The sequence below is a fragment of the Gemmata sp. SH-PL17 genome (genome assembly GCF_001610855.1).
In the GTDB taxonomy this organism is placed as follows: Bacteria; Planctomycetota; Planctomycetia; order Gemmatales; family Gemmataceae; genus Gemmata; species Gemmata massiliana.
Genome location: NZ_CP011271.1, coordinates 1193241 through 1218871 on the forward strand (window position 1 = coordinate 1193241; position 25631 = coordinate 1218871).

A 25631-nucleotide genomic window follows, 5' to 3' on the forward strand; every position below is an offset into this window, starting at 1 on the left:
GCGACGAGCGGAGGCCTTTCGACAGTTCCTCGTCGTCTTTCGCCTTCACCGCGGCGATCCCGTTCCTGAAGCTCGCGTCACCCGACGAACACGCCCCCGGGCGCGCCGGTCCCGAGCGAGAGGAACGAGTCGATCGGATCGAGCGTGAGCAAGTCGTACCGGCGCACCGCCGGGGTCGCTCCCGCACCCACACCAACAACCAGCGCCGACGCACCCGCGCTGACCCGAACTCCTCCCGCGAACCCGGCGCCGAACGGCAGGAAGCTCGCCTGTTCGGTTCCGGATTGGCTGAACACTTTCACCTGCGAACCGGCACTCGCACCGACCACGATCTTCCCCTGATCCGCCCCCACGCTGATTCCGCCCTGGAACCCCGCATCGAACGCCAGGAAGCTCGATTCGAGCGCGAGCGAAGTCGCGTTGAACACCTTCACGTGCGAACCGGTGCCGGCCCCGACCACGATTTTGCCCGTATCGCCGGTGACCGTGACCCCGCCCGCGAACTTGGCATCGAACGCCAGGAAGCTCGCGATTCGAGTGAGGCCCGCGAACCGGAACACGGTAACGTGCGGATCGGCCCCGGCGCCCGCGCCCACGAGGATCTCGGCGCGCCCGTCGCCGTCGAGGTCCGCAGCGCCCACATTGACCCCGCCGTGGAAATTGGGATCGAACGCGAAGAAGCTCGCGAGTTCGGTCCCGGTCGCGCCGTCGAACACCTTCACGTGCGGTCCGGCCCCCGCTCCAGCACCAGTCACGATGTCCGGGGTGCCGTCATTGTTCACGTCTCCCACCGCGATGTGGGCTCCCCCCGCGAACCCGATGTACGGGACCAGGGTGAATCGCAAGGAACCGTCCGCGTTGTACACGTTCACCCGGGCCTCAACACCGGCGCCCGAACCCACCGCGAACAGGCGCCCGGGTACCGCGGGCGGTGGAGGCGGTGCGGGCGGCGAGGGCGGCGAGGGCAGGATCGCGAGCAGCGTGGACGCGGTATCGGTGGCGTCCGCGGGTGTGAGATCGATGACGCCCGTGGGCGGGGTCGCGGTGGCCGAGAGGGTGACGCTCGCCGCGCTAAATACGCCCTGGATCGTGTAAGTGATTGTGGCCCCGACGGGAAGCGTAAGAGTGTCGTTCACGGCCCCGGCGCCGCTGGCCGTGTTCCCGCTCGCGCCACCAGTCACGGAACTGGTGAACGTAACCCCGGTCAGGCCCGCGGGCAGGGGAGCCGTGAACCCGACGAGCGTGGCCGTTTGGGGGCCGGCGTTGGTCACGGTGACTGTGTAAGTGACTGTGGACCCGTTCGCGGCCGACGCCGGACCGGTAGCGGTTACCCGGACGTCCGCCGAGAACGGGGTCGTATTCTGGAACAGCGTGATGTCGTTGCTATTTGCGTTACCGGCCACGAGGTCCGGTCGCCCGTCCCCGTCAAAGTCCGCCGACACGATCCTCTGCGGCTTGGCCCCAGCGGAGAGGATCGAGGCAGCAGCGAAACTCCCGGCCCCGTTGTTGAGTACGATGCGCACGGTGTTGTTGTCGCGGTTGGTGACCGCGAGATCGGTGTCCCCGTCCCCGTCAAAGTCCGCTGCCAACAGGTCCACGGGGTGAGGCCCTGTAGTCACACCGGACGCGAGCGTGAACGAGCCGGTCCCGTCGTTGAGCAAAATGCTGATACCCTGACCGTTCGTATTGGCCGTCGCCAGATCGATGTCTCCGTCCCCGTCCAGGTCCGCCGCTACGACGCCGGCCGGGAAGCTCCCGGTGGTCGCAACGGGCGCCGCCGTAAAGGAACCGGCCCCGTTGTTGAGCAAAATGCTCACGGTGTCGTCGTTGTAATTGGCGACCGCGAGGTCGGTGTCTCCGTCCCCGTCCAGGTCCGCCGCTGTGATACCACTGGGATGGTCCCCCACACCCACAGCGGACGCGGCCGTAAAGGAACCGGTCCCGTCGTTGAGTAAAATGCTCACGGTGTCGTTGAAGTAATCGGCCGTGGCGAGGTCGACGTCGCCGTCGCCGTCGAGGTCCGCGGCCACGATCCCATACGGGAAGATGCCCGCGGTTACGGAAGACGCGAGCGTGAACGAGCCGGTCCCGTCGTTGAGCAAAATGCTGACATTGTTGCTGGCACTGTAATTCGCGGTAGCGAGATCGATGTCCCCGTCCCCGTCCAGGTCCGCCGACACGATCCTGGTCGGGCCGGTGCCGGTCGCGGCGGCGGGTGCGGCACTGAAAGCCCCGGCCCCGTCGTTGAGCAGGATGCTAACCGTGCCATCGTTGTAATTCGCGGTAGCGAGATCGATGTCGCCGTCTCCGTCCAGGTCCGCCGACGTGACCCCGAGCGGTCTGGTGCCGACCCCGATCGGGGAATTGGTGAAGGCAGCGAAGGTTGCGGGTACGTCTCGGGCTTCGAGCTGTTCGAGTCGGAGGCGGCGGGACATCAGCGCGCACCGTGCTTTAAGGTGGGGCCGGGAACGGAGTTAATTATTGTTTCCGATTTCAACGAATGCGCCGAAAGGGACGCTATTTTGGGAGAAATGAGGGATTTACGCTGTCACCAAAATCGGAACAATCATCTCAGGCAACCCACGCGATCATTGACCATCAGCGACACCCACAGGCCACAAACGCCCTCAGCATGACACCGGCCGTTCGCCGGGCACCGGGTTACACCGGCCGCAACTGACGAGGTGGTGTGCGCAAAACGGGATTGGTACGGTGTGCGGGGAGCAAGTGACGTTCGACGTGAGCCGGAGACGGAACAGTGACGATCGACCAAGTGTTCTTCGTGCTGGCACTCGTCGCGTGCCTCGGGTGCGGACTCATCGCCGGCGCGTTCTTCGCGTTCTCGACCTTCGTCATGAAGGCTCTTTCGCGACTCCCGGCGAATGAGGGCATTGCCGCGATGCAGTCGATCAACGTCGTCGTGCTGAACCCGCTGTTCCTGGGCGCGTTCGTCGGGACAGCGGCAATCTGCGCGCTCGCGGTTGTCACGGCGATTGTGTATTGGCACATGCCCGGAGCCGTCTGGTTGCTTGTGGGAGGAGCGCTGTACCTGATCGGCACGTTCGCAGTCACGCGGGCGTTCAACATTCCCAGGAACGACGCCCTGGCCGCGCTCCAGCCGACCGATCCCGCCGCGGCAATTTACTGGAACCAGTACCTCAGCGGGTGGACGGTCTGGAACCACGTCCGGACGATCGCCGCACTCGCTGCGGCGGCTGCGTTTGGTATCGCGCTCGGTCGCTGAACGAAGCCGAGTGGTTCGGCACCAACCGCCCGACCTCAGTGCCTACCGCCAGTCGAGTGCCCCGATGGTGGTTCGCGGGGCGAACTCGGATTTGATCGACATCACCGTCTTGGGGTTCTTCCCGGTCGCGTCGCTGATAATCAGGTGCGATTCCGTCTCGGTGTTCAGCTTCGGGTCGTTCATGTTCTCGGTGTTGATCGCCAGCGGCACGCCGGGTTGCACCTGCTTCCAGGTGTAAGCGATTTGCTTACCATCGGGGGACCAACAGTACCCGATCAGGGAGGCATTCAACGGGACGTCGGCCACGCGCTTGCGGCTCTGAGCCTTGAGGTCGTAAACAAACAAGCGCCGGAGTGGGGGCGTGCCCTTAGCCGGCTTCTCGTCGGCGTCGTAGTCCTGGAAGAGGAACTTCGTTCCGTCGGGAGACAGTCGCGGGTCCGGCATTTCGTTCCGCACCTCGCACAGCTTGGTGACGTCCTTCCCGTCGCGCGAGATCGTCGCGAGGCTGATCTTCATCGCCTTGAAGTCGAACACGGCCCCCACGAACGCCTCACCGTCGGGAGCCGCGGCGTAAACGACGGTGTGTTTCGGCAAGTCGAGTTTGGTCTTCTTCTGCGTCGCAACGTCCACGCGCCACACGAGAAGTTCCGTGTCCTTGAGTTCCTTTGCGGGGATGAATTCCGTAACAAGCAGCGCCTTGCCGTCCCAATCCCACGCGAGTGTCATGGGATTGAGTTCGATCTTCACGCCGGCTTTCTTGCCCTCCACATCGCGGAAGTAGAGATGCTGTTTCCGGTTCCCGCCCTGGTCGGTCGGGGGATCGTCGTTGACGCGGAACGCCACGATCTTCCCGTCGGGCGACAGAACTGGCTCGTTGAAAATCGCCTTCTTGTCCGGGTGATCGCTGACAAAAGTGTCGCCCTCTTTTCCGTCCGGAGTGAGGAAGACGTGCTTGGTCTCTTTCCACACCAGGAGCCGACCGGGGGCAGCGGGTTTGGCCGCGGGCGGTTGCGTCGCCCGAGTCGGTACGGCTTTGAGTACGAGAGGCGGGTTCGCTTTCGGCGGCTCTTTCGCCGCGCTCGTGGACAGCGCGCCCCACGCGGCCAGACACGCGACCGCGAGCAGAGCGGCCCCGGCGGACCCGAGAGTCAGTTTGCGCAAGAACATGGTTCGTAGCACCCCGTTCGAGATCGCCGCGACGGCGCGCGGAAGGGGCGCGGTCGCGTGGAGGAGCGCGGAGGTTCGGGCCACGAGTGCCGGCGCGAGCGCGGCTTGAGTGAGAACGGCCAGCCCGACCGCGGGCGCTGCGACGCCGCGTGCCCGGAGCCGCCCGGCGAGGAGCTTGCGCGCCTTCGCCAGTCGGCTCGACAGCGTGCCCTCGGGAACGCCCAGGCGTTCGGCCGCGTCCGCGCGACTCAGCCCGTCGAGTTCGCACAGCACCACCGCCGCGCGGAGGTGTTCCGGCAGCGCGCCGACCTCTTCGTCGAGGGCGCGAAGCGCGTCTGCGTCCGGGTGCTCGACGAGTTCCGCGGCGCGGTCGGGAACCTGGGCGACAGGAACCTCTCTCGCGTGCCGACGTGCTGCCACAGTGCGGGCCTCCCGAGCGGTGCGAACAGCGACCCCGTACAGCCAACTGCGCACGGCCCCCGCCGGGTACACGTCCGCCGCGCGCCGGGCCAGCACGACGAACGCGGCCTGGAACGCATCCTCGGCGAGGTGAGCGTCGCGCGTGACGCGCCGGCACACCCCGAGCACCATCGGCCCGAACCGGTGAATGAGCGCCGCGAACGCGCCCTCATCGCGGTCCCGCACGAACCGCGTGAGCAACCCGCCGTCGGTTTCGACGGGCAGCGGTTCGGCGGCGCGCGACGCACGGGAGACGAATGCGGACAAAGCGGCCCGAGACATCGTGACCTCCGCGAGCGAACCGTTGTGGCTCGCTTCCCATTTTGGGTGGAACTGCTCCCGCGCGTCGCGGAAAAATCGACGAGCGAAAAAATGACGTGAAAACTCGGTCGAAAACAGTCGCGGTTCGATGTGCGTTACAGTTCGCCGTCGGGTTCCGCGGGCGGCCCCGCACCGGGAATCAGCGCCCGGAGTTCTTCGGCCAGTTGGCTCAATCTGGGAAACGGTTTGGTGAGCACTCGTAGTGCCCCGCGAGCAAGAAGTTCTTCGTGCGTATACTCGCCCGTGTTCCCGGACATGAACACGGCCCGCACGTCCGGGTCGATCGCGCGCAGCGCGGCCAAAGTTCGGGGGCCGTCCCAGGGCCGGGGCATCTGAACGTCGATCACGACCAAATCGATGTCGCCGTTCTGGTATTCGTCGAACGCACCCACGCCGTTGTTAACGGCGCGCACCACGAACCCGGCCCGACCGAGGGCAAGTGAGAGGAGCTGGGTGATGGCGGGTTCGTCGTCGACGACGAGGACCGTCGGGATGCTCCGATCAGGCGAACTCATTCTCGCTCCGTCGGGGGAGGAGAGGTTACGCGGGGCGCAGCGCGGCACGCGGGCCGCCAACCAGCCTCACTCTATTGATCATCCCCTAATCGGCCCGTCCAAACTTTTATAGAAGTGAAACACTCAGCACGTACCGTCGGGCTCCGGTCCCTGCGCCACGGGGAGATCCACGTTAAATGTGCTCCCGCGCCCCAACACGCTGGAAATCGTGACGCGCCCGCCGATCCGCTGAACCGCCGCGAACACCGGGGCCAGCACCCGCGCGGGCTCCTGATTCATGAGCGCCGATCCGAACAGTTTGTTCTGGTCCCCGGGGATCATCCCGCGCCCGGTATCGGCGACCACCAGCCGCACGCACCGGCCCGCGCCCGGCTGCTCCGGTTCCACATTTGCGGTTTCGATGCGCAGTTGCCCGCCCCGGGGCATCGTGTCCCGGGCGCGGGCACACAGGTCCAGAAGCACCTGCTCCACGCGGGCGTGCTCGGCCCCGGTCGCCCACAAGTCGGGGGCCAGGACGACCGACACGGCGACGTCGGGGCCGACGACCCGGTCGATGATCGGGACCAGTTCGTGAACCAGCGTGTTGAGGTCGATCGGCGGCTTAGCGCGGGTCGGGCGCGCGAACGCCGCGAGCTGCTGGTTGAGCAGCGTCGCGCTCTCACCGGCGCGCCGGATCTGCCACACGAATTCGCGCACCGGGTCGTCCGGCGGGAGCCGGTCGAGGGCCAGGTCCGCGAAGCCGTTAATGGCCGTGAGTAGGTTGTTGAAATCATGGGTAGCCCCGGCCGTGGCCCGGCCGAGGGCTTCCATTTTTTGAGCCTCGCGCGCGTGATCCTCCGCGTGCGGGTCGGGGTCGGGGGCCGCGCTGACCTTCAGCTCGGCTTGGCTGAGGGGCGGGAGCATGGGACTTTTCAGGGAATGGGTAAAGTGAGCGATCTGGCAAAAGTAGCATAAACCCGGTCCGCGCCATTGGGATGTGAAAAATCGCACGATTTGCAATTGCCACTTTCTCTCGGGCCGCGTGCGGGCGCACGGTTACCACTTCCGCCCCCGACTCCGTACCGATAACCCGGCGCCTTTCCGCTGAAGACCGACTGTGCCGTGTGCCCGCGGTGACCGAACGGAGGTTCCATGTCCAGTGCCCGCCAGATCCTCACCGACCCCGTCACCGCGCACATGCGCACCGACCCCACTCGCATCCCGGCCGGCGCGTCCGTGGCCCAGGCGCTCGAGTACATCCGGGACCACGAGATCGGGGGCCGGGTCGTGTACTTCTACGTCGTGGACGACGCGGACCGGCTCGTGGGCGTCGTCCCCACGCGGCGCATCCTCCGCGCGGCCCCGGCCACCCCAATCACGGAAGTCATGATCGCGCCTGTGGTGGCGGTTCCGCACACCGCGACCGTGCTCGATGCATGCGAGTTCTTCACGCTCCACAAGTTGCTCGCGTTCCCGGTCGTGGACGCGGAGGGGAAGTTGCTCGGGTTGGTGGACGTGGACCTGTACACCGACGAGCTGACCGACCTGGAGAAGCGCCAGGAAAGCGACGACCTGTTCCAGCTCGTCGGTGTGTACCTGACCGAAGCCGAACAGCGCCAAACGGTACTCGCGGTGCGCAAGCGGTTCCCGTGGCTACTGTGCAACGTGGTGGGCGGGATGATCGCGGCCGTGATCGCCGACGCCTACGAGGACGTGGCCACGCTCGCGCTAGTCACCCCGTTCATCGCGCTCGTAACGGGCATGGCGGAGGGCGTCGCGATCCAGTCCGTCAGCCTCGCGCTCCAGACGCTACACGGGCGCCGACCGACGTGGGGCGTGCTGGCCCAGAAAGCCGGCCGAGAACTGTTGGTCGGGCTGCTACTGGGAGCGGTGTGCGGACTGATCGTCGGCGTGGTCGCGTTCGTCTGGAAAGGGAGCGCGATGGCCGGTCTGAGTTTGTTCATCGGGATCGCGGGCGGGGTCGCGGGGTCAGCCGCAATCGGGATCGCGCTGCCGTTCCTGTTGCGGCTCGTGCGACGCGACCCGCAAGTCGCCAGCGGCCCGCTCGCACTGGCCGCGGCCGACATGGTCACCCTGCTGCTGTACTTCAACCTCGGGCGGTGGCTGCTGCGTTGATCTTCGACCGCGTTGCGACCGCATACGACGGCGATCGCACTTGCTCGGGCACCAGATTCGGTGATGCTGAAGGTAAGGAGGGCTCCCGATGACCGAAGCGGAGTGGTCGAAGTGCGCAGACCCCGAAGCGATGTTGTCACAGGTCGGAAACACGGCTCGCGATCACAAATTACGACTGTTCTCCTGCGCGTGCTGCCACAGGGCTTGGGCCGTGGTGAGGGACGAGAGATTGGGGCGGGTGATCGACATGTTAGAGAGATACGCGGACGGGACTACGGCCGAGAGACTACGGGCCGAAGCGAGGAAGCAGAGTGAGGCGGTGAGGATGGAGTTGTACGACGACGTGAAAAGGACGAAAGAAGTCTGTGTGGCGGCCGAGTTGTCGTTCGCGGCCACGAAGTCACTGCGCCGCGTCGCCCGTGATTGTGGCAAACGGGCGGCCCAGGCAGCCGCTTGGACCGATGTCGGTGATTTCGCTGCCCGCTGGCAGGCGGAGCGGAGCAATCAAACTGCACTCCTCCGCGACATCTTCGGCAATCCGTTCCGCCCCGTCGCCTTCTCCCTCGATTGGCGCACATCCACCGCCACCACGCTGGCGTCCCAAATGTACGAGTCCCGGGACTTCTCTGCGATGCCCATTCTGGCCGATGCGCTCCAAGACGCCGGATGTGACAGCGCCGATGTGCTGAACCACTGCCGACGACCGGGTGCCCATGTGCGCGGGTGCTGGGTTGTGGATCTGGTGCTTGGCAAGGAATAGCGAGGGAATGCGACAGCGGGCGGTCATACCCCAAGTAGGCTCCCTAAAAAATCTGCATGGAACCAATCACGCTATCCGAATTCACAATCGTGGCGCTGCGGGCAATCGCGCATGTCGGGTTTGCCTACGAGCCCACTAAGGATGTGTGCCGATCTGCTCGGTGGGAGCTAATCGACGATGAACTGGATCTGGGATACCTTCGGTACGATATGCGGCCGACGGGGGCTCCAGACGAGTTAGGTTCGGCCTCACTGTCGATACAGGTTGCGGAGAGCGGTTCCCGCCCGTGGGCATTCGTGCCACTGTATTATTTTGGAAACTATCGCACCTCTCGCGAACCGTTCGATCGCGCGTTCCAGATTTTGTCCAATAATCTTTCCGATGCGCTAGGAGCGGAGACACGATCGGGCGAGTACACCTACAATCATCGCTCCGGATGGCCGTATTCGTTCGTCGGGTGGGCTCTGGCTGACGCCACGTTTGTGCTCGTCCAGGACGAGTTCGACATCCAGTTTGGTATGGATGTCACGCTGTGGGTAAAGCCCGCCGGGACTGCGGTCGAGGTACCGGTGCGAGCCGATTGATGCACATCTCGCTTCGACGCCTCACCTTCGCTGGTGCTGGGTCGTGGATCTCGTGCTCGGCAAGGAATAGCGAGTTGAGTGCGGCCGTGATACGCTGTGTCGAGTGCCGGCGAAAATCGTGTTGATGCGTTTCAGAGGCGCGCGATGAGTTCGTATGCGGTTTGCGTGGGCATCGGGCTTCTCGTGAGCCTCTACCTCATGGCCAAACGGAGGCGCCGGATGTTCGAGGAACAGTTCCCGCCCATTTCGGACGCCGAGTTCCTGGCGCTGTGTTCGCCGGGTACCGACCCCAAAGTCGCGTTGAAGGTGCGGCGGATCGTGGCCGACCACTTCGCCGTGGAGTACGAGCGCGTGCACCCGTCGACGCGATTCATCGAGGATCTGGGAGCGGATTAACCAGTACGCAATCGGGCCACGCTGATGACGCAGCGCGGCCCAAGCGCTGTCACAGGCGCTCAACTCGTCTCACTTCCGCACCGTGACCTCGTAAACGCGGTTGGAAGTCGGCCACTGCTCCTGTCCCGGTGGAGGGGTACCGCGGATCGTCGCCCGGTTCTCCTTCACCTCGTACACGAACAGTTTGCCCGAAATCGGATCGATCGGGAGCGGGAGTTTCACCGCGTCGAGAGCGGTCGGTAACTGTCCTCCGTTCTCGGCCGCGTGCGCACGCACGGCCTCTACCACGGTCAGTTGCGCGACGAGTTGCTCCAACCGGACCCGCGCCAGCGTCACCTTCTTGTAAACCGGGAGAAGGGTACCGAACGCGCCCGGGTGCTTCTGCGTGCCGAAATCCGCGGGCGCGCGCCAAAATGGAACGTTGGTCCATTTCATGTTGTCGTCGAGTTCATTTTCGTACTGCAAGAAGTCGTCCATTAGGATCACTTGGAGCGGTGACAGTTTTGCCAGGGCGTCGGCCTTGTGACCGGCTTCCGTGAGCCGGGTCGTTGCGGCCGCGACCGCGTCCTTGTCTCGCGATTGCTTCGCACACCACGCACTCGGCGTGGCACTCTTGCCGTCCCCCAACCCGTTGATCGTGTCGAGCATCTTGATCCGCGCCGTCAGCTCCGGTTCCGAAACCTGAACCGCCTTCCGCAACACGTCGTACTCTTTCCCGACCAACCGCCGCTCGCCCTCGTGCCCCTTGCGCAGGTCGATTAACGGGCGCGGGAGGTCGGTGAGCGCCCAGAATAGATTCGGCGCGCCCGGCTGCTGCACGAACTCTTCCAGTTCGGTGGCCGCGACCATGCCGAGAGCGATGCCGACGAGGTGGCCGATGAGCGTCGGGTGCTCGTTGAACGTGCGGGCCAGAGCGAACTGCGCCTGGAGCGTCTGAAGCGCGGCGCCGAACTCGCCGCGCGCGATCTCGCCGCGTGCGCGGACCTTCATCACCGTGGTGAGCATCCGCATCTGCTGCACGTCCGGGAGGAGCAACTCCACGCCCTCGACCCGGGCCTGGTGCGTGAGTTCCCAGTTCACCGCGTCGAGCCGTGCCGCGTAGAACGCCTGTTTGACTGCGCCGCCACCGTAGTTCACCAGTTCTTTCTCAGTGACCAAATCCTTCAGTGGCGCGGTGTTCCACTTTTGCTGTTTGTCCGTCGATTCCTTGGCGTGGAACAGCTTGTTCTGCTCGAAGAAGCACTTGTAGAACGCCTGAATCTGGTTCCCGGGTTGCAGGTCACGCGGGTCCGGAAGGAGCCGGTGCTTGAGCGCCGGGCGCGCCGGGGCGACCGCGTCCACGGTGAACTCGACGACGTACTTGCCGTCCTTCGGTTCGATCGGCGGTTGGCCGGGCGCTGCGGGCGCCCCAACGAATACGACCGCGAGCGCAAACAGGGACCAACGGCAACGCATCAGATGCCTCCGAATGAAGTTTGGTATGTGAAATAGGGGGATCGATCGTCAGTCGATGTCACCGCGGCGCCCGGACCGGGCCGTGAGCGGTTCGTTGCCCGGAACGAGGTTCGCGATCGGCTCCATTTGCGGCGAGCGCTCCAGGTCCGTTGCGCGGAGCGTGCGGTAGCTCCACGGCTCGTCGGTTGGGGCCGGAGCGGACGCCGGCGGTGCTGGTGCCGGCTCGGGGGGTGAAACAACGGGAACCGGAGCCGCGGGCGGCGCGCTGCGCGGAGCGAACGAGAGAATCGCACCAAGTGCGATATTCGATACCACCAGCCCCGCGACCGCAACCTTCCACCCCCAATGCGTGCGGGCTGAAGCGCGCCCGACCGCAAACAGTAGCTCGGCCGCATCGATCGAAGCAGCAGGGGTGAACTGCGCGAGTTTCGCGACCGGGTCGGGGGTCATTTCGGACACGTCACACCGAGCCTTTCTCGCAGGGCCACAATCCCGGCCTCGTACCGCCGGTGCGCGGTGGTGAGCGAACAGCCCGCGACCGCCGCCACCTGCTCCAGCGTCATCCCGCCCCAGAGCCGCGCGACAATCACCTCGCGCAACTCGGCCGGGAGCGCGCCCAGCGCTGCGACCGCCGTCGGCGCGTCTAGCCCGTCGACCTCGCGCTCCGCGAACCAGCGCTCGGGCCGCGCGGTGACGCTCTCGCGTTTCACGCGGCGCCGGTCCACGCGCCCGCGGTCAATGGCGGTGGTTCGCACCACGCGGAACAGCCACGCGACCGGGTCGCCCGGGGGTACGGACTGGCGCACGAGCTTGCAAAACGCATCCTGGACCGCGTCCTCCGGGTCCGCGCACCACTGGCGGGCGAACAGCGCGAGCACGGCCGCGTGCGAGGCGATCAGTTCGGCGATTTGCCGTGCGGTCATAGAAGGGGGACGACACCGGGGTGCGGATTTTCCGCGCGCCTTTTACCTTTTTGGAACCACGAACCGCGTTTCGGGCCGCGATCCGCCCCGCAAACGGGTTATGATGTCGGTATGAGCGAACAGCCACCGGGCGCCTGCGTCAACAATTGATGCACTAATCCGGCAATTTATTTGTCGAATCGATTCCTTTTTGGGCAATCTTTCAATAAATCAATTCCGATCCAACTATCACCCGAAACGGCCGCGCTCCGGTTCACGCACCCCGGAGCCGTGATCCGCTTTCACCCGACCCACGAGTCGTACCTCCAATGGCAAAACCACCCAAAGACGCAAAATTACAAGCCGAATGGCTCGCGGCCTTCGGGGAACCCACCCGCCTGGCCCTGATCCGCGCGCTCGCCGCCGGCGAAAAGACCGTGACCAACCTGGCCCGCGAGGTCGGGGCCGAGATGGTGAACGTGTCGCACCACCTGAGCCTGCTGAAAGACACCGGATTGGTGACCGTGACGCGGGACGGGCGGTACATGATTTACGCGCTCGTCGACGCCAAAGTCGTCGGAACGACCCTGGAATTGGTTCACTCGTCCGGGTCCAAAGTGTTCCTGCCGCTGGAATAAAAAGAGAAGGAACTGTGTGCCGGTAGTGCCGTTCGGTTACCGGCGCACAGTTCCCCAGCACGGCCCCGGCGAGCGTCGGGGCTTTATCCGCGACCGTTCATCCGGTCCATCGCGTAGTGCCGCCCGAGCAGGCAAGTCGCGACCCAGGCGCCGGCGGCCAGTGCTCCGGCAATCACGTCCGTTGGGTGGTGCACTCCCAGGTACACCCGGCTCCAACACACCGCGACGGCCAGTACCGCGCACCCGACTGCTACCCCCAGGCGCCCCCACACGTGCCACGCGCTCGCAAGGGCTATTCCGCCCAGGTACCCGAAGAACCCGACCGCACGCAGCGCGTGCCCGCTCGGGAAGCTGAACCCCTGGGCCGCGTGCCGGGGAACGGGTAGCACCGGGCGGGCGACCGCGAACAGGGGCTTGAGAACGCCCTCCAGTATCAGCACCCCACCCACCACCGCGAGCAGCGCCGCCGCGTCCACATAGCGCCGCCGGGCCACGAGCGCCGCCACCGTGACAATCACCAGCGCGGCGAACGGGCCGGCATCACCCAGGGTCGTTACCGCGACCGCGGCACCGGACCAGCCCGCCCCGTCGCGCGTCGCCGCGCCCACGCGCTCGTCCCAATCGCGCCACCGCTCACCAACCACCCCTCGCGCCACCCACGCGAACACAAGGATCATCAGAGCCGCCGCGAACCCGGCCAGAGCCGCCCCGGGGTCCGCTTTGCCAGCAGCAGTGCCCCGCCCAGCAGCCCGAAGAGCCGCGGCCCGATTCCCTTTTTGGGGACCGACGGAACCTCGTGCTCCTCCAGGGGCCGTTCGACCTCGGCCCGCGCACGGTACTCCGGCCCGGCGAGCACCCGGAGCGCACCGGGCACCACCTCGAACGTGAACCGCGCGCCCTCGTCCAGTTCGCCGTCGATGCTCACGGGGAGCGCCGGGTGCGACTCGATTTCGACCTTCCGGGCGAGCCGGTGGACCACGTTCTCGTCGCCGAGATAGTCGCCGTGCATGAGCCGGGCCGCGACCACCGACAGTTCGAGTGCCCCCGCGGACCGGACGATGACCACGTCCAGGAGCCCGTCCTCCGGGTTCGCGGTCGGCGCGACCGGTGTTCCCCCGCCCGCGGTGCGCGCGTTCGCCACCACCACGTTCAGGGCGTCGAACGACTCGGGAGCGCCGCCGTCGAAGCGCACCGTGAGCCGGTATTGAGGCGGGTTCGTGACAGTACCGACGGCCCCGCGCAGGTACGCGAGTGGTCCCCAGAATGCTTTCAGGTCCGGGGTTACGTCGGCCGCCACCCGCCCGCTGAACCCGCCGGTCGCGGCGTTCACCATGAACCCGGTCCGGTCACCGCCCAACTTCGCTACGTCGACCGCGCGGGGCTGACCGGTACGAAGTAGTGCGACGGCCTCGACCGGATCGAGTGGGATCGCCATCGTGCGGCAGAAGTCGTTACCCGTGCCGAGAGGAATCACGGCCAGAGTTGCACCCGCGCGGGCCGTCACCAGCCCGTTGATCGCGGCGTGAACCGTCCCGTCACCGCCGGCCACGGCCACCACGTCGTAAGTGGCCCCCGCTTCACCCGCGGCTCGACCCAGATCGTCGTCGGGTCCGAGTTCGCGCAGTGTGACACGCGGATCCGCCGCAAGAGCGGCGCGCAGTTCCTCGATCCGATCGGCTGATCCGGCCCGGGGATTAAAGAGCACGCAGACCTTCGTGGCCCCGGCGCCCCCTGGGGGTTGGGACGCCGTTAGATGATCGCATTTCATGTTCGAGCGCAAAACCGGTGAATCGATACTCGTAGTGGAACCGCCCGCGCCGTTGCCGCACGCGGGGGACATGCGCGTCATTCTTTGCGAACGTCGTGCCGAATGTGCCCTCTACCGCGTTTGCTCGGAAGGCCGGGTGAAATTGAAGTACGCGAGAGCACTCACGATTCGCGCGCCACGTTCCCGTCCGTGCTCGCGTGCGGCGGGGTGCCGGCCGTTTCCGACAAGAACTCGATCCCGCCCGTGGCCACGTCGTACAGCGCCCCGACGACCATGATCCGCCCCTGCTTCACGAGGCCCGCGAGCGTCTCGCTCTGCCCGAGCAGGTCCGCGACCGACCGGCGCACGTTCTCCCGGGCCACCGTGTTCACGAACGCCTGCTTCTCGGCCGGGGCCATGCGCTCGACCCGGTGACACACGTGCGGGTCGACCGAGCGCTGGATGGCGGTGATGACGTGGTCCAGGTGCTGGCACCCCGTGGCCTCGGCCGCGGTTTGAGCCGAGCACACGAGGTCCACGGCCGCGCCCACGGCCCCGCACCGGGTGTGGCCCATTACCACGATCAACTTCGCCCCGGCCACCGCGCACCCGTACTCGATGCTCCCCAAAATTTTCCGACTGGTCACGTTACCGGCCACGCGGACGCTGAACACGTCCCCCACCCCCAGGTCGAAGATAAGCTCCGCCGGGGTGCGCGAGTCGATGCAACTGAGGACCACGGCGAGCGGGTGCTGCCCGGCCGCGGTCGCCTCCACCTGGCGCCCCAAGTCCCGGGTCAGGCGCTGGCCCGTGCGGAACCGCTCGTGCCCGTCCTTGAGAACCTGAACCACCTGCTCGGGCGTCATGGCCGCTTGCAACTCGCGGGTCGAGTAGTCGACGAACTGGGTCTGGTCCGCGAGCCGGTAGCGGCTCCGGAACCCGACCCGGCTGACCGATACGCCCCGGGCCGGTCCCGTTTGCTCGGCGAAGTCGCGGAGCAGTTCCAGGACGTCCGGGTCGATGTAGTCGGTCCCGGTCGCGTCCAGCAGGACGTGCCCGCCGGCCGGCACCGCGTCGAGAACGTCGGCCAGCGCCGAGCGGTTCAGGAAGCTCACCTGGTTCGCCAGTTCGACGCGGACGACCTCTCCGCTCAGGCGCCGCTCCACGATGACGCGGATCGGGCGCCGCGCGTTACTCCACAGGATGAACGCCGCACTGACGCCCAGCCCGATCAGGACCCCGACGAGCAGGTCGGTGAGGACGATGGCGATCACCGTCGTCGCGAACGGGAGGAACTGCGCCCGGCCCTCGGCCCACATCTGGCGCACGAGTGCTGGGCTCGCGAGTTTGACCCCGGTGACCAGGAGAATGGCCGCCAGGCACGACAGCGGGATCAGGTTCAACCACGGCGCCAGAAGCGCGACGCTGCCCAGGAGCAGAAGCCCGTGAACCACGGTCGACCGCTTCGTCCGCCCGCCGGCGTGGATGTTGACCGAACTGCGGACGATGACCGAGGTGACCGGCAGCCCGCCGAGCAACCCGCACACGACGTTCCCGGCGCCCTGGGCCATCAACTCCCGGTTCGGCGGGGACACGCGCCGGCGCGGATCGAGCTTGTCCACCGCTTCCAGGTTCAGCAGCGTCTCCAGCGACGCGACCGCGGCCAACGTGAGAGCCGCCATGTAAACTGCGGGGCGCGTCAACTGCGCGAAGTCCGGCGCCTGAAGGAGGCCGAAGAACTCGGCCGCGCTGCCCGCGACCGGCACCTGAACGAGGTGGCCCGATCCGATCACCCACGAGCCGCCCAGTTCCCGGAACGCGAGGCTCAGCCCCACACCCAGGAGGACCACGATCAGCGGCGCCGGCACCAGCGACGTTTTCAACACCTTCCACCGGCCCCAGACCACCAACAGGGCGATCGAGAGCACGCCGATGACGGCCGCACCGGGGTGCAAGTCACCGAGCACCTCGACCAGTTCGGAGAACGTGCTCTGCTGGTCCGGTTGCTGGAACGCCATGTCCCCTTCCGGGTCCGCGTCGTGCCCCACAACGTGCGGGATCTGCTTCAGAATGAGGATGACGCCGATCGCGGCTAACAGCCCCTTAATAACGCTCGACGGGAAGAACGCGGCAATGAACCCGCCGCGCACAAGCCCCAAAACGACCTGGATCAGGCCCGCGAGAACCAGGGCCATCAGGAACGCCGGGAACGATCCCAGCGCGGCGAGTTGTGCGGCGACCACGGCGGTCAGGCCCGCGGCCGGGCCGCTCACGCTCGTGTGCGACCCGCTCAAAATGCCGACCAGAATCCCACCGACAACACCCGCTACCACGCCCGCGAAGAGCGGCGCGTTGGATGCCAGCGCGACCCCCAAACACAGTGGCAGTGCCACCAGGAACACGACCAACCCGGCCGCCAGGTCACGCGGGAGTGCGGCCCCGCCGGTGGGGAGCGGGGCACCCGCCGGCCCGTTCGTCGATGTCATGGTGCGATCCCCAGGAGAGTGTCTGCGTCAGAAACGTTTTACAGCGAACGGCGGCGCGGCTCGTTTTTTCTGGATCACTGGGATAAAGCTGCACGCGGTCAGCGCTTCCACGACCGGATCGGGTTATGCGGGAATCAGACACGCCCGCCCCGCGTAACCGGGGCGAATTCTGCGCGCCCCTTACTTTTTGCGCCCGTCCACAACTTAACCCGCGCGTCGGAGCAGGGTTACCGGGTTCTCAAGACATGCGACGCGGACCGGTGCCCGGGCGCGACGTGTTCAAATTCTGGTCAATTGTTACCCGATTAAATCAATTATTGCCAGAAATGCGCTCCCCTCTACCGCGTGCTAGGGTTGTCGGGCAAAGCACTCGCTTGAGTCACGATACTCAATTGTCGCCCTGTTACCGTCGGGCAGATAGCCGAGGCAAAAGGAGCACACCACGTTGGGCCCGGTCGCTCGGCGGCCCGGAACCGGCGCGCGCGTCCTGGCACATTCACGAGGGAGATGAGCTGTGAGTTCACTCGATACGAACGAGGCGGCCGAACTCGTAACCCACGGGAGCCAGTTCCTGGCGTTCCGGTTGGGTGAAGAGGAATACGGGGTCGAGATCCTGCGCGTGCAAGAAATCAAGGGGTACTCGCGCATCACCCCGCTGCCCAACACGCCGCCCGAGATGAAGGGGGTCATGAACCTGCGCGGGAGCGTGGTCCCGGTCATCGACCTGCGCATCCGCCTGGGCATGCGCGAGGCCGAGTACACCGTGTTCACGGTCATCATCGTCGTGACCGTGGGCACCAAGATCGTGGGCCTGGTCGTGGACGCGGTGTCCGACGTGCTCAACGTGGAGTCCGACGAGAAGCTCCCGGCCCCGGACCTGGGCGCGGGCGTCGATACCTCGTTCCTCACCGGGATCGCGCGCACCGGCGAGCGCCTCGTCTCACTACTCAACATCGACAAACTGATCGGCAACGCCGCCGAGCCCTCACTCTCCGCTTAATTGCGCACCCCGACCGGATCCGCCACGCACACACGAAAGGCGCCCATGAACTGGTTCCGCAACCGCCAAACGATGACCAAGTTGCTCATCGGGTTCTGCACCCTCTCGGCCCTCATGGCCGGTATGGGGTACATGTCGATCTCGAACATGAAGACCCTTCAGGACAATTCGGAGACACTGTACGAGAAGCACCTCAAGGGGATGCACGCGATCGACGAGACGTGCACCTCGGTCGCGCTGGGCGGGCGCGGGGTGCGCATGACGATCCTGTCCGACACGCCCGAGGAGCGCCGGAAGAACGCGGACCAGACGCGCCAGTACCTGCGCGACGTTCAGGCTAACATGGATCTCGCGGAGAAGATGCTCATCACCGCGGAGGCGAAACAGAAACTGGCCGAGGTCAAGCCCCACCTGGGGCCGTGGCTCGAGCGCCTCGGGCAGGCCAACACGCTGGCCGAGGCCGGGCGCGACAAGGAGGCGCGCGAGGTGCTCAAGTCCTCGGTCACCGGTGCGGGCCAACTGGTGGCCGGGATGGGGGCGCTGCGGGACGCCAAGTTCAAGGTGAGCCAGCAATCGTTCGAGAGCGGGGCCGAGACGTACCGGGAAACCCGGGCCACCATGATGGTGATCGTACTCGGGGGGATCGTGGGCGGGCTGGCCCTGGGGTACACGATTGCCCAGCTCATTACCGGACCGATGAACCGGTGCCTGACTGTGCTCGAGGGTGTTGCGAAGGGCGATCTGACCCAGCGCGCCGAGATCGACACGTTGGACGAGGTCGGGCGCATGGCCACGGCCCTGAACACGGCCATCGGGTCGCTCGTCGCGGCGAAAGAGGCCGAGAGGGCTCAAGCCGAGAGGGACCGGGTGCGGATCGAGCGCGAGGCCGCCGAGGCCCGGGAGCGCACCGAGCGCGAGGCCGCGGAAACACGGGCCCGGGCCGAACAGGAACTGGCCCGCGCGACCGAGCTCCAGCGCAAGATCGCGGCCGTCACGGTTTCGGTCAACGCACTGGCCGCCGGGGACTTCACCCAGGAGGTTCCGAACCTGGGTACCGACGAGGTGGGCCAAATGGCGTCCTCGCTCAACAAAGCGGTCGCCTCGATGCGAACGGCCCTCGAAGGCGTGCGCGAGGTGTCCGAGCAGCTCGCCGACGCCTCGGGCCAACTGTCCGCGGCCAGCGACGAGATCTCGACCGGCGCCCAGGAACAGGCCTCGAGCCTCGAAGAAACCGCCAGCACGCTCGAAGAGATCACCGCGACCGTGCGCCAGAACTCCGACAGCGCCCAGCAGGCGCGTCAGCTCGCGAGCACCTCCCGGGACACGGCCGAGAAGGGTGGGCGCGTGGTGGGTAGCGCGGTCGAGGCCATGAGCGAGATCAACGAGTCCTCGAAGAAGATCGCGGACATCATCACGACGATCGACGAGATCGCGTTCCAAACCAACCTGTTGGCGCTCAACGCCGCGGTCGAAGCGGCACGGGCCGGGGAACAGGGGCGCGGGTTCGCGGTCGTCGCGAGTGAGGTTCGGAACCTCGCACAACGTTCGGCCACGTCCGCGAAGGAGATCAAGTCGCTGATCGAGGACTCGGTGAAGAAAGTGGACGCGGGCACCGAACTCGTGAACCAGTCCGGCTCGACTCTGGGCGAGATCGTGACGAGCGTGAAGCGCGTGACGGACCTGATCACCGAGATCGCGGCCGCCGGAAAGGAGCAGTCCACGGGCATCGAGCAGGTCAACAAGGCCGTCTCCCAAATGGACTCCGTGACCCAGAAGAACGCCTCCCAAACCGAAGAGATGTCGGCGACCGCTCAAACCCTCACGGACCAGGCCGGCCAGCTCCGCGACCTCGTCGCCCGGTTCAAACTCAGCGAGAACGGGCGCTCCGTCCCGCGCCCCGCGCACCGGAGCAAGGCCCCGGCGCCCAAGCCCCGGCCCGCGGTGGCCAAGGCGCTCAAGAGCGGGCACTCCAACGGCAACGGTAACGGGCGCAAGCACGAACTCGATCAGCTCGGCGGTGACGGCGGCTTTACCGAGTTCTAAACGCGGCGCGAGCCCCCCCCGGCTCGATCACGGAAAATCGCACAAACGTGCGCACGCGGCCCGCGGGAAATCCCGCGGGCCGCGTGCGTTTCCCCTCGCCCCGACCACCCCGCGCTCGCGGCGACACGGGGGACGAGTGGGTGCGGAATCGCGCAAGTCATTGATCCAGTGTTACGACCCGATCGAGTGCCCGGGGCGCCCCGTCTATTCCTTAATCAGTCGGACTTCTTTTTGGGTAAATCTTCAGTAAATTAAACTTCCCCCTAGTGTGCGAGCGCGTTCTCGCACTCGTGCCGCCCCTCCAACCACGAGACATCACTTCCAATGCCGAAGCCCTCAAAAGAATCGAAGTTGCAAGCGGACTGGATCGCCGCAATCGGTGAACACAACCGCCTGGCCCTGGTCCACGCGCTGGCGGCCGGGGAAAAGACCGTGACCCAGCTCGCGACCGAGTTGGGCGTGGAAATGGTGAACGTGTCGCACCACCTCAAGATCATGCGGGAAGCGGAGCTGGTCACCGTCCAGAAGGACGGGCGGTTCATGATCTACGCGCTGAACGGTGCGACCGTGGCGAAGGGTATGCTGGAGCTGTCTCACGAGTCCGGGGCCAAAGTGTCCGTGCCCCTGGGGTGATACCGCCTCGTGTCGATGGCTTTCTGTAGCCGGTCTCTGGAAACCGACGTGCCCCGTGCTCGTGGCTCCCCGGCCCCGCAGAGACCGGCTACAAAAAGCCCAGTAATCCACACGAGTCGGTGCAGGTCACCGCGGCACCCGCTGAACCACAACGCACCCAATCCGCGGAATTGAAATAATCGATTCAGCCGACGTACACGCCGCCGTGTACGTCGGTCGAGCTAACGAACATGCTCAGCGGCGGATCGCCGCCGTCGGACTCGAACGCACACAGGTGCGGTCCGGCCCCCGGGCCGGCGCCCGTCAGGATCATCGCCCGCCCGTTCACCTCTTCGACCCCCACGCGCACCCCGCCGACGAACCCTTCGAGGTACGCGAGAAAGGTCTTCTGAACGGACTCGTCCCGGCCGCTGTACACGTTCACGATCGGCGGGTCGCCGAAGCCGGCCCCGGTCACCACTTCGGCGCGCCCGTCACCATCGAGGTCGCCGGCCGCGACGTACAGCCCGCCGGTCGCGCGCCCCGCCACCAAAACGCTGACCAGATCGGTCCCGTCGGCGCCACTGAATACCCGCAGGTGCGGCGCCGATCCCACGCCGCTCATGGTCACGACGTCGTCGAACCCGTCCCCGTTCACGTCCGCCGCGGACACCCGCACCCCGCCGCGGAACCCCGCATTGTAGGCCAGGAAGCTCCGCAGCAGCGACCCGTCGCGCCCGCTGAACACCTTCACGTGCGGGACCGCCCCCGCGTCCGCCGCCACGATGATGTCCGCGTGCCCGTCCCCGTCGATGTCGCCCGTCGACACCTGGACCCCGCCACGGAACCCCTCGAACGCCAGAAAACTGAACCGATCGGCCCCGGTCCGGCCGTCGAGCACCTTCACGTGCCCGCCCATCGGCCCCGGCCCGGCGCCGGTAATCATGTCAGTAAGCCCGTCCCCATCAATGTCGCCCGACGACACCCGGACGTCCCCGGCGAAGCCCGCATAGGGCCGGACCGATTCGCCCAGCGCCCCCGTAAGCGGGTTCACCGGCTGAACGATACCGGCCGTCGCGCCGCTCGTACCGACGCCGATCACGATCCGCGGCGGATCATCGTCGGCGATGGTGGCGGTGCCGCGTGCGACGGTCGCGTTCGCCGCCCCCGTGAGTACCACGGTGAATGACTCGTCCGACTCCGGCACCGGGTCACCGATCACGGAGACGAGAACCGTCAGCTCCGTGACGCCCGGCGCGAAGGTCAGAGCGCCCGTAGTGGAGACGAAGTCGGTACCGGCAACGGCGGTGCCGCCGACGGTGGTGTAAAGGACCGTCACCGGCGTGAAGCTGGGTCCGGACAGGCGCACCGTGAACACGAACGCGGTGAGCCCGTCCGCGCCTTCGCTCGCGGTGACGTCCCCGATCGACACCGTCGGTGGCACCGGAACCGTAAGGACCACGTCGTTCCCAGTGCCGCCGACGTAACTGATGGTAAACAGCACCCCGCCGATTGTGACCGTCGCGCCCTCGGGCAATCCGTTGAAGGTGCCAGTGATCGGGCTCCCGCCGGTGTTGTTGATGACGACGAAGCTCGTCCCGCCCGACGGCGCGAACCCGAGCGCGGCGGAGAGCGTCGCGCCCGTCAAGACGACCGGGCCGGTTGCCACCTGGTCGTATCCGGTGCCGGGAGCGATGCCGTTCAGGTCGACCGCAACCGTTCCGCCGCTCTGGAACGTAACCCCGCCAGCCAATGTCAGAACGCCGACTCCGGTAACACCAGCAGCCACCGTGCCCGCCGCGGTCACCGGACCGGTTACGGTCCCGGTCCCACCGAGCACGGCCCCCGCACTCACGACGACCGCCGAACTCGCGAGGGTGCCGGTCACGAACACGGTTCCGGCACTGATCGTAAACGTGCCGCTGTGCGTGTTCGTGGCGGATAGAGTGAGTGCGCCCGTGCCGGTCTTGGTCAGCGCGAACGCGCCGCCGACGATGCCGGACAACAATACATCGGCCCCGGTGCGGATCGTCGCGGCGCCGGTGAGTGTGACCGCGTTGTCGATCGTGGTCGCGCCGGTGACGTCCAGCGTCGTGCCGGCGGCAAGGGAAACGGCCCCGATGCCCAGGTTCGCGTCGGCGGCAACGCTGAGCGTGCCCGTGGAGACGGTGGTAGTGCCGGTGTAGGTGTTGGTTCCGGAGAGTGTGAGCGTTCCGGCCCCGGCCTTGGTCAGGTTGTTGGCCCCGGAGATGACACCCGAGACGATGACGGTGACCGCGTTGTTGATCGTCGCGGCACCAGTGAGCGTGACCGCGTTGTCGATCGTAGTCGCGCCGGTGACGTCCAGCGTCGTGCCGGCGCCCAGTGTCACGGCCCCGGTTCCGAGGTTGGCGTCACTCGCGATGCTCAGCGTGCCCCCGGACACCGTGGTCGTGCCGGTGTAGGTGTTCGTGCCGGTCAGGGTGAGCGTGCCGGCACCGGCCTTGGTCAGAGCGCCGGCGCCGGTGATCGTATTACCGAGCGTGGTTGTGCCGGTGATGTCCAGCGTCGTGCCCGCGGCCAGCGCCACGGTTCCCGACCCGATGTTCGTGCCGCTTGCGACACTCAGCGTGCCGCCGGACACCGTGGTTGTGCCGGTGTAGGTGTTCGTGCCAGAAAGAGTAAGCGTTCCGGCCCCGGCCTTCGTTACGCTCCCGCTTCCCGTAATCGCGACCGCGATCGTGTCGCTATCGCCGGCACCCGCGATGTAAGTGAGCGCGCCGCCCAGTTGCAGACCGGCGCCGGTGATCGTGACGCCCGCCGCCCCGCTCGCGTCGAGTACCAAGTTCGCGTCGAGTGCGAGGGCCGAGCCGAGTGCGATCGTTTGGGGTGCGGCGAAGGCAGCGCCGGTGAACCGGATCGTTTGCGCGCCCGGCTGGGCTGCGGCGATCAACGCGGCCTCGCGCAGAGTAATCGTGTTGCGGTCGGCATCGGCGGTATCGCCGGTGTCGTTCACGTAGATCTCGTTCGAGGTCACCGTGACCGTGGCCGCAGCAGCAACAACCCCGTCGCTCAGCTCGAACCGCACGGAGGCGTCGCCGGCGGGAGTGTCGTTCCGGTACGTGACGCGGCGCAGTACGTCTTGCACCAGTGCGGTGGTGGCCGCGGTTCCGGTACTGGTGAACGTGACCGTGAGCACGCCCGCGGTACCGGTAAATGTGGCGAACACCAGTCCGCCCGCTTCAAGGGTGTTCCCGTTGACGGTGAACAGCGCGCCGGTCAGATCGAATCCGAACACGTCGGTGGTGACCGCGGTACCGGACCGCCAGACGGTCAGCGCGGCGCCGGCCCAGTCCCCGAGGCCGCCATTCAGAGCGTCCAGGTCCGCGTCGCCGACCGTCAGAGGCGCCCCGGCGTCCAGGCGCACGGTGTTACCGACCCCGGCCCAGGGGACCGAGTCGCCGTCCAGGTCGGTCAGCGTCGGTGCGGTGTTCGAGGTAACGTTCAGGGTGCTGGTCAGCGTGGTCGCGACCGCCGTGGTACCGGTTTCACTGGCACCGGACACCGTCACCGGCATGACCACCTGCGTGGCGCCGACGTTCACGATCACTTGGAACGTGACGGTCGTGGTTTCCGCGATCCCGATCCGGCCGCCGCCTCCGCTCCCGGCCCCGGTGCCGAGGTTCACGGACACGGTCCGGGTAACCGGGTCGTACCCGCCCGCGTCGTCGCCCGTGGCGTCCGTCTGCGTGCCGGTATTGGAGCCCGAAGTGATGTGAATCGACCCGGGCACGTAGGTCACGCCGGTCGGCAGCGCGGCCGCCAGCGCGGAGCCCACCGAGGCGTCGTCCCCGAGGTTCTGCACCGTAACGGTGTAGGTCACCACGTCGCCCGCCAGCAGCGGACCGCCGTTCCCGTCGGTCGCGGTGAGGGTGGAGGGACCGAACTCCGGGGCGAAGCTGTTGATCGCGAGGACCAGCGGGCCGACGAGGTACACGTCACTGTTCGTGGTGGCCTGGGCGGTCGCCTGGGTCTGCCCGCCGACCAGCGCCCCGGCGAGGTCGAACGTGTCGATGTCGATGCCGCTCATGCTGCGCGGCCCCCCGGTCAGCCGGGGCAGGTCGTTGGGATCGCTGACGACGGCCCCGTTGTTCGTCCGGGTACCGTTGAAGATGTTGTTCGCGGGGTTGTTGGCGTTGGACAGCGCGATGCCGTTCACCGACAGCCCGTCCCCGCTCAGCGAGTCGTCGCCGTCGAACGCGATGACCCCGAGGCGCCCGCCCGGGTTGGACACCGTGAACCCGTTGAGCGTGATCGTGGTGGACCCGCCGCTGAGCACCTGGTTGAGCTGATCGGAGATGAAGAAGGTGCGGAACGGGTCGCTGCTCCGGGCGTAAATAACAACGATCGACCAGCCGGCGAAGAGCGACGAGTGGTTCACGTCGGCGAGTGGCAGTGAGTCCACGTCGCCGATGCGGTACGCACCGGTGCCGTATTGCTGCACCAGCGCCGTGACGTCGGCCACGCCCATGTAGGCCGGGCCGTTGAGCGCCGCGGTGTAGGTGGCGGTTGCGGTAACGCTCTGGGAGAAGGTACCGGGGCGCTCGATGAGCGCGTTGTTGTCCGGCGCGCCGGTGCCCGCCCAGTACAGGTATGCGTGCGTGACTGTCGCGCCCGCGGGCAGGTTCAGGACGGCCGTGGTGCGGGCGTTCAGGGCCGTGATGGTGGTGTCCGCGGTGGCGGAGCCGTTGGTCGGGCTGTCGGCGCGCCAGTACACGTCGGGCGCGGTGTCGCTCGTGTTGGTGCCAACGCCCCCGACTGTTCCGTTGACCGGCGCGATCACGCCCGGTCCGGCGTCCTGGGCCAGCGTGTTGCCGATCATGACGAAGTCGCCGCGCTGCGCGACGAGCGCGGGGACCACCCGGTCCTCGAGCGCCTCGACCGAGAGCCGGAACGCCCGATTCACCCCTTCAGCCGCCGGACCCGACCAGCCCCACGGTCCGCGGGTCGGGCGGCCACGCGGCGCCTCCCGGTTGGTGCGGAACGACATTAACAGGAACCTCTGTGCGATACCCGGCGCGGGCACCGGTTTAACGCACCGAAACCGCCGGGAAAATGGCAACGATCAGGCTGGCAAAGTGAGCACGGGCGCGGCTCCCGTTATGCACCGTATGCCACTTTCGCCCCGACGAAGTGGCCACCCGTGTG

The 25631-nt window shown here is 66.8% G+C and carries 20 protein-coding genes; 9 read left to right on the plus strand and 11 right to left on the minus strand.

All coding sequences use genetic code 11. The features are described from left to right. Positions 1–77 precede the first annotated feature (77 nt). On the minus strand, positions 78–2435 hold the full coding sequence (locus VT84_RS04765; RefSeq protein WP_082838707.1) for an FG-GAP-like repeat-containing protein: 2358 nt from the start codon (positions 2433–2435) through the stop codon (positions 78–80). 323 nt (positions 2436–2758) lie between these two features. Here VT84_RS04765 and VT84_RS04770 point away from each other — a divergent pair, with 323 nt between their 5' ends. Further along, positions 2759–3244 carry a DUF1772 domain-containing protein gene (locus tag VT84_RS04770; RefSeq protein WP_204249715.1) on the plus strand — a complete coding sequence of 162 codons (486 nt, stop codon included), beginning with the start codon at positions 2759–2761 and terminating at the stop codon, positions 3242–3244. Positions 3245–3286: 42 nt separating this feature from the next. On the opposite strand, the gene VT84_RS04775 is transcribed toward VT84_RS04770, so the two are convergent. The 3 genes from VT84_RS04775 to VT84_RS04785 all read right to left on the minus strand — a co-directional run bounded on the left by VT84_RS04775 (position 3287) and on the right by VT84_RS04785 (position 6609). After that, positions 3287–5152: an RNA polymerase sigma factor gene (locus VT84_RS04775; RefSeq protein ID WP_082838708.1), complete on the minus strand. Its 1866-nt coding sequence runs from the start codon at positions 5150–5152 to the stop codon at positions 3287–3289. Between the two features lie 134 nt (positions 5153–5286). Continuing rightward, complete coding sequence (locus VT84_RS04780; RefSeq protein ID WP_052552949.1) at positions 5287–5706, minus strand: response regulator; 420 nt, start codon at positions 5704–5706, stop codon at positions 5287–5289. A gap of 123 nt (positions 5707–5829) precedes the next feature. Then, the gene (locus VT84_RS04785; protein ID WP_052552947.1) at positions 5830–6609 is read right to left on the minus strand and encodes an ATP-binding protein; all 780 of its coding nucleotides are present in this window, start codon (positions 6607–6609) and stop codon (positions 5830–5832) included. Positions 6610–6837: 228 nt separating this feature from the next. Here VT84_RS04785 and VT84_RS04790 point away from each other — a divergent pair, with 228 nt between their 5' ends. The 4 genes from VT84_RS04790 (at position 6838) to VT84_RS04805 (ending at position 9561) form a co-directional block, all read left to right on the plus strand. Continuing rightward, entirely contained in the window at positions 6838–7821 is a 984-nt protein-coding gene (locus VT84_RS04790) for a CBS domain-containing protein (RefSeq protein ID WP_082838709.1), read from the plus strand. Positions 7822–8146: 325 nt separating this feature from the next. Then, positions 8147–8581 (plus strand): hypothetical protein, encoded by a 435-nt coding sequence (locus VT84_RS40485; RefSeq protein ID WP_239465688.1) that lies wholly within the window; start codon positions 8147–8149, stop codon positions 8579–8581. A gap of 56 nt (positions 8582–8637) precedes the next feature. After that, complete coding sequence (locus tag VT84_RS04800) at positions 8638–9165, plus strand: hypothetical protein (RefSeq protein ID WP_157469193.1); 528 nt, start codon at positions 8638–8640, stop codon at positions 9163–9165. A gap of 144 nt (positions 9166–9309) precedes the next feature. Further along, positions 9310–9561, plus strand: coding sequence for a hypothetical protein (locus VT84_RS04805; protein WP_052552939.1), 252 nt, complete (start codon positions 9310–9312; stop codon positions 9559–9561). A 69-nt stretch (positions 9562–9630) separates the two neighbouring features. On the opposite strand, the gene VT84_RS04810 is transcribed toward VT84_RS04805, so the two are convergent. The 3 genes from VT84_RS04810 to VT84_RS04820 are packed head-to-tail and all read right to left on the minus strand — an operon-like array spanning position 9631 to position 11939. Further along, positions 9631–11016, minus strand: a complete 1386-nt coding sequence (locus tag VT84_RS04810) for a hypothetical protein (RefSeq protein WP_082838710.1) — start codon at positions 11014–11016, stop codon at positions 9631–9633. Between the two features lie 48 nt (positions 11017–11064). Further along, entirely contained in the window at positions 11065–11466 is a 402-nt protein-coding gene (locus VT84_RS04815) for a hypothetical protein (protein ID WP_052552931.1), read from the minus strand. After that, the gene (locus tag VT84_RS04820; protein ID WP_052552921.1) at positions 11463–11939 is read right to left on the minus strand and encodes an RNA polymerase sigma factor; all 477 of its coding nucleotides are present in this window, start codon (positions 11937–11939) and stop codon (positions 11463–11465) included. The genes VT84_RS04815 and VT84_RS04820 overlap by 4 nt, the downstream gene beginning before the upstream one ends. A 308-nt stretch (positions 11940–12247) precedes the next feature. Between VT84_RS04820 and VT84_RS04825 the strand changes: the two genes are divergently transcribed. Next, positions 12248–12556 carry an ArsR/SmtB family transcription factor gene (locus tag VT84_RS04825; RefSeq protein WP_052552919.1) on the plus strand — a complete coding sequence of 103 codons (309 nt, stop codon included), beginning with the start codon at positions 12248–12250 and terminating at the stop codon, positions 12554–12556. A gap of 83 nt (positions 12557–12639) precedes the next feature. Here the strand turns inward: VT84_RS04825 and VT84_RS04830 are convergent, their stop codons facing one another. The 3 genes from VT84_RS04830 to VT84_RS04840 form a co-directional block, all read right to left on the minus strand. Next, entirely contained in the window at positions 12640–13233 is a 594-nt protein-coding gene (locus VT84_RS04830) for a phosphatase PAP2 family protein (RefSeq protein WP_082838711.1), read from the minus strand. After that, positions 13233–14261, minus strand: coding sequence for a diacylglycerol/lipid kinase family protein (locus tag VT84_RS04835; protein ID WP_162271594.1), 1029 nt, complete (start codon positions 14259–14261; stop codon positions 13233–13235). The genes VT84_RS04830 and VT84_RS04835 overlap by 1 nt, the downstream gene beginning before the upstream one ends. Before the next feature lie 224 nt (positions 14262–14485). Then, entirely contained in the window at positions 14486–16789 is a 2304-nt protein-coding gene (locus VT84_RS04840; protein ID WP_082838713.1) for a bifunctional SulP family inorganic anion transporter/carbonic anhydrase, read from the minus strand. Between the two features lie 514 nt (positions 16790–17303). On the opposite strand from VT84_RS04840, the gene VT84_RS04845 reads away from it, so the two are divergent. The 3 genes from VT84_RS04845 (at position 17304) to VT84_RS04855 (ending at position 20465) form a co-directional block, all read left to right on the plus strand. After that, entirely contained in the window at positions 17304–17789 is a 486-nt protein-coding gene (locus tag VT84_RS04845) for a chemotaxis protein CheW (RefSeq protein ID WP_052552911.1), read from the plus strand. Positions 17790–17834: 45 nt separating this feature from the next. Continuing rightward, on the plus strand, positions 17835–19832 hold the full coding sequence (locus VT84_RS04850) for a methyl-accepting chemotaxis protein (protein ID WP_082838714.1): 1998 nt from the start codon (positions 17835–17837) through the stop codon (positions 19830–19832). 324 nt (positions 19833–20156) lie between these two features. Continuing rightward, a complete protein-coding gene (locus tag VT84_RS04855; protein ID WP_082838715.1) occupies positions 20157–20465 on the plus strand; it encodes an ArsR/SmtB family transcription factor in 309 nt (102 codons plus the stop codon). 184 nt (positions 20466–20649) lie between these two features. On the opposite strand, the gene VT84_RS04860 is transcribed toward VT84_RS04855, so the two are convergent. Beyond that, positions 20650–25473: a beta strand repeat-containing protein gene (locus VT84_RS04860; RefSeq protein WP_082838716.1), complete on the minus strand. Its 4824-nt coding sequence runs from the start codon at positions 25471–25473 to the stop codon at positions 20650–20652. Positions 25474–25631: the final 158 nt, after the last annotated feature.

What these genes read in the sequence shown, in the direction of transcription:
- VT84_RS04815 (WP_052552931.1), bottom strand. Translation starts at nt 11,466, where the DNA reads ATGACCCCCGACCCGGTCGCGAAACTCGCGCAGTTCACCCCTGCTGCT.
- VT84_RS04785 (WP_052552947.1), bottom strand. Translation starts at nt 6,609, where the DNA reads ATGCTCCCGCCCCTCAGCCAAGCCGAGCTGAAGGTCAGCGCGGCCCCC.
- VT84_RS04820 (WP_052552921.1), bottom strand. Translation starts at nt 11,939, where the DNA reads ATGACCGCACGGCAAATCGCCGAACTGATCGCCTCGCACGCGGCCGTG.
- VT84_RS04780 (WP_052552949.1), bottom strand. Translation starts at nt 5,706, where the DNA reads ATGAGTTCGCCTGATCGGAGCATCCCGACGGTCCTCGTCGTCGACGAC.
- VT84_RS04850 (WP_082838714.1), top strand. Translation starts at nt 17,835, where the DNA reads ATGAACTGGTTCCGCAACCGCCAAACGATGACCAAGTTGCTCATCGGG.
- VT84_RS04825 (WP_052552919.1), top strand. Translation starts at nt 12,248, where the DNA reads ATGGCAAAACCACCCAAAGACGCAAAATTACAAGCCGAATGGCTCGCG.
- VT84_RS40485 (WP_239465688.1), top strand. Translation starts at nt 8,147, where the DNA reads ATGGAGTTGTACGACGACGTGAAAAGGACGAAAGAAGTCTGTGTGGCG.
- VT84_RS04860 (WP_082838716.1), bottom strand. Translation starts at nt 25,473, where the DNA reads ATGTCGTTCCGCACCAACCGGGAGGCGCCGCGTGGCCGCCCGACCCGC.
- VT84_RS04840 (WP_082838713.1), bottom strand. Translation starts at nt 16,789, where the DNA reads ATGACATCGACGAACGGGCCGGCGGGTGCCCCGCTCCCCACCGGCGGG.
- VT84_RS04805 (WP_052552939.1), top strand. Translation starts at nt 9,310, where the DNA reads ATGAGTTCGTATGCGGTTTGCGTGGGCATCGGGCTTCTCGTGAGCCTC.
- VT84_RS04810 (WP_082838710.1), bottom strand. Translation starts at nt 11,016, where the DNA reads ATGCGTTGCCGTTGGTCCCTGTTTGCGCTCGCGGTCGTATTCGTTGGG.
- VT84_RS04775 (WP_082838708.1), bottom strand. Translation starts at nt 5,152, where the DNA reads ATGTCTCGGGCCGCTTTGTCCGCATTCGTCTCCCGTGCGTCGCGCGCC.
- VT84_RS04830 (WP_082838711.1), bottom strand. Translation starts at nt 13,233, where the DNA reads ATGATCCTTGTGTTCGCGTGGGTGGCGCGAGGGGTGGTTGGTGAGCGG.
- VT84_RS04855 (WP_082838715.1), top strand. Translation starts at nt 20,157, where the DNA reads ATGCCGAAGCCCTCAAAAGAATCGAAGTTGCAAGCGGACTGGATCGCC.
- VT84_RS04800 (WP_157469193.1), top strand. Translation starts at nt 8,638, where the DNA reads ATGGAACCAATCACGCTATCCGAATTCACAATCGTGGCGCTGCGGGCA.
- VT84_RS04765 (WP_082838707.1), bottom strand. Translation starts at nt 2,435, where the DNA reads ATGTCCCGCCGCCTCCGACTCGAACAGCTCGAAGCCCGAGACGTACCC.
- VT84_RS04790 (WP_082838709.1), top strand. Translation starts at nt 6,838, where the DNA reads ATGTCCAGTGCCCGCCAGATCCTCACCGACCCCGTCACCGCGCACATG.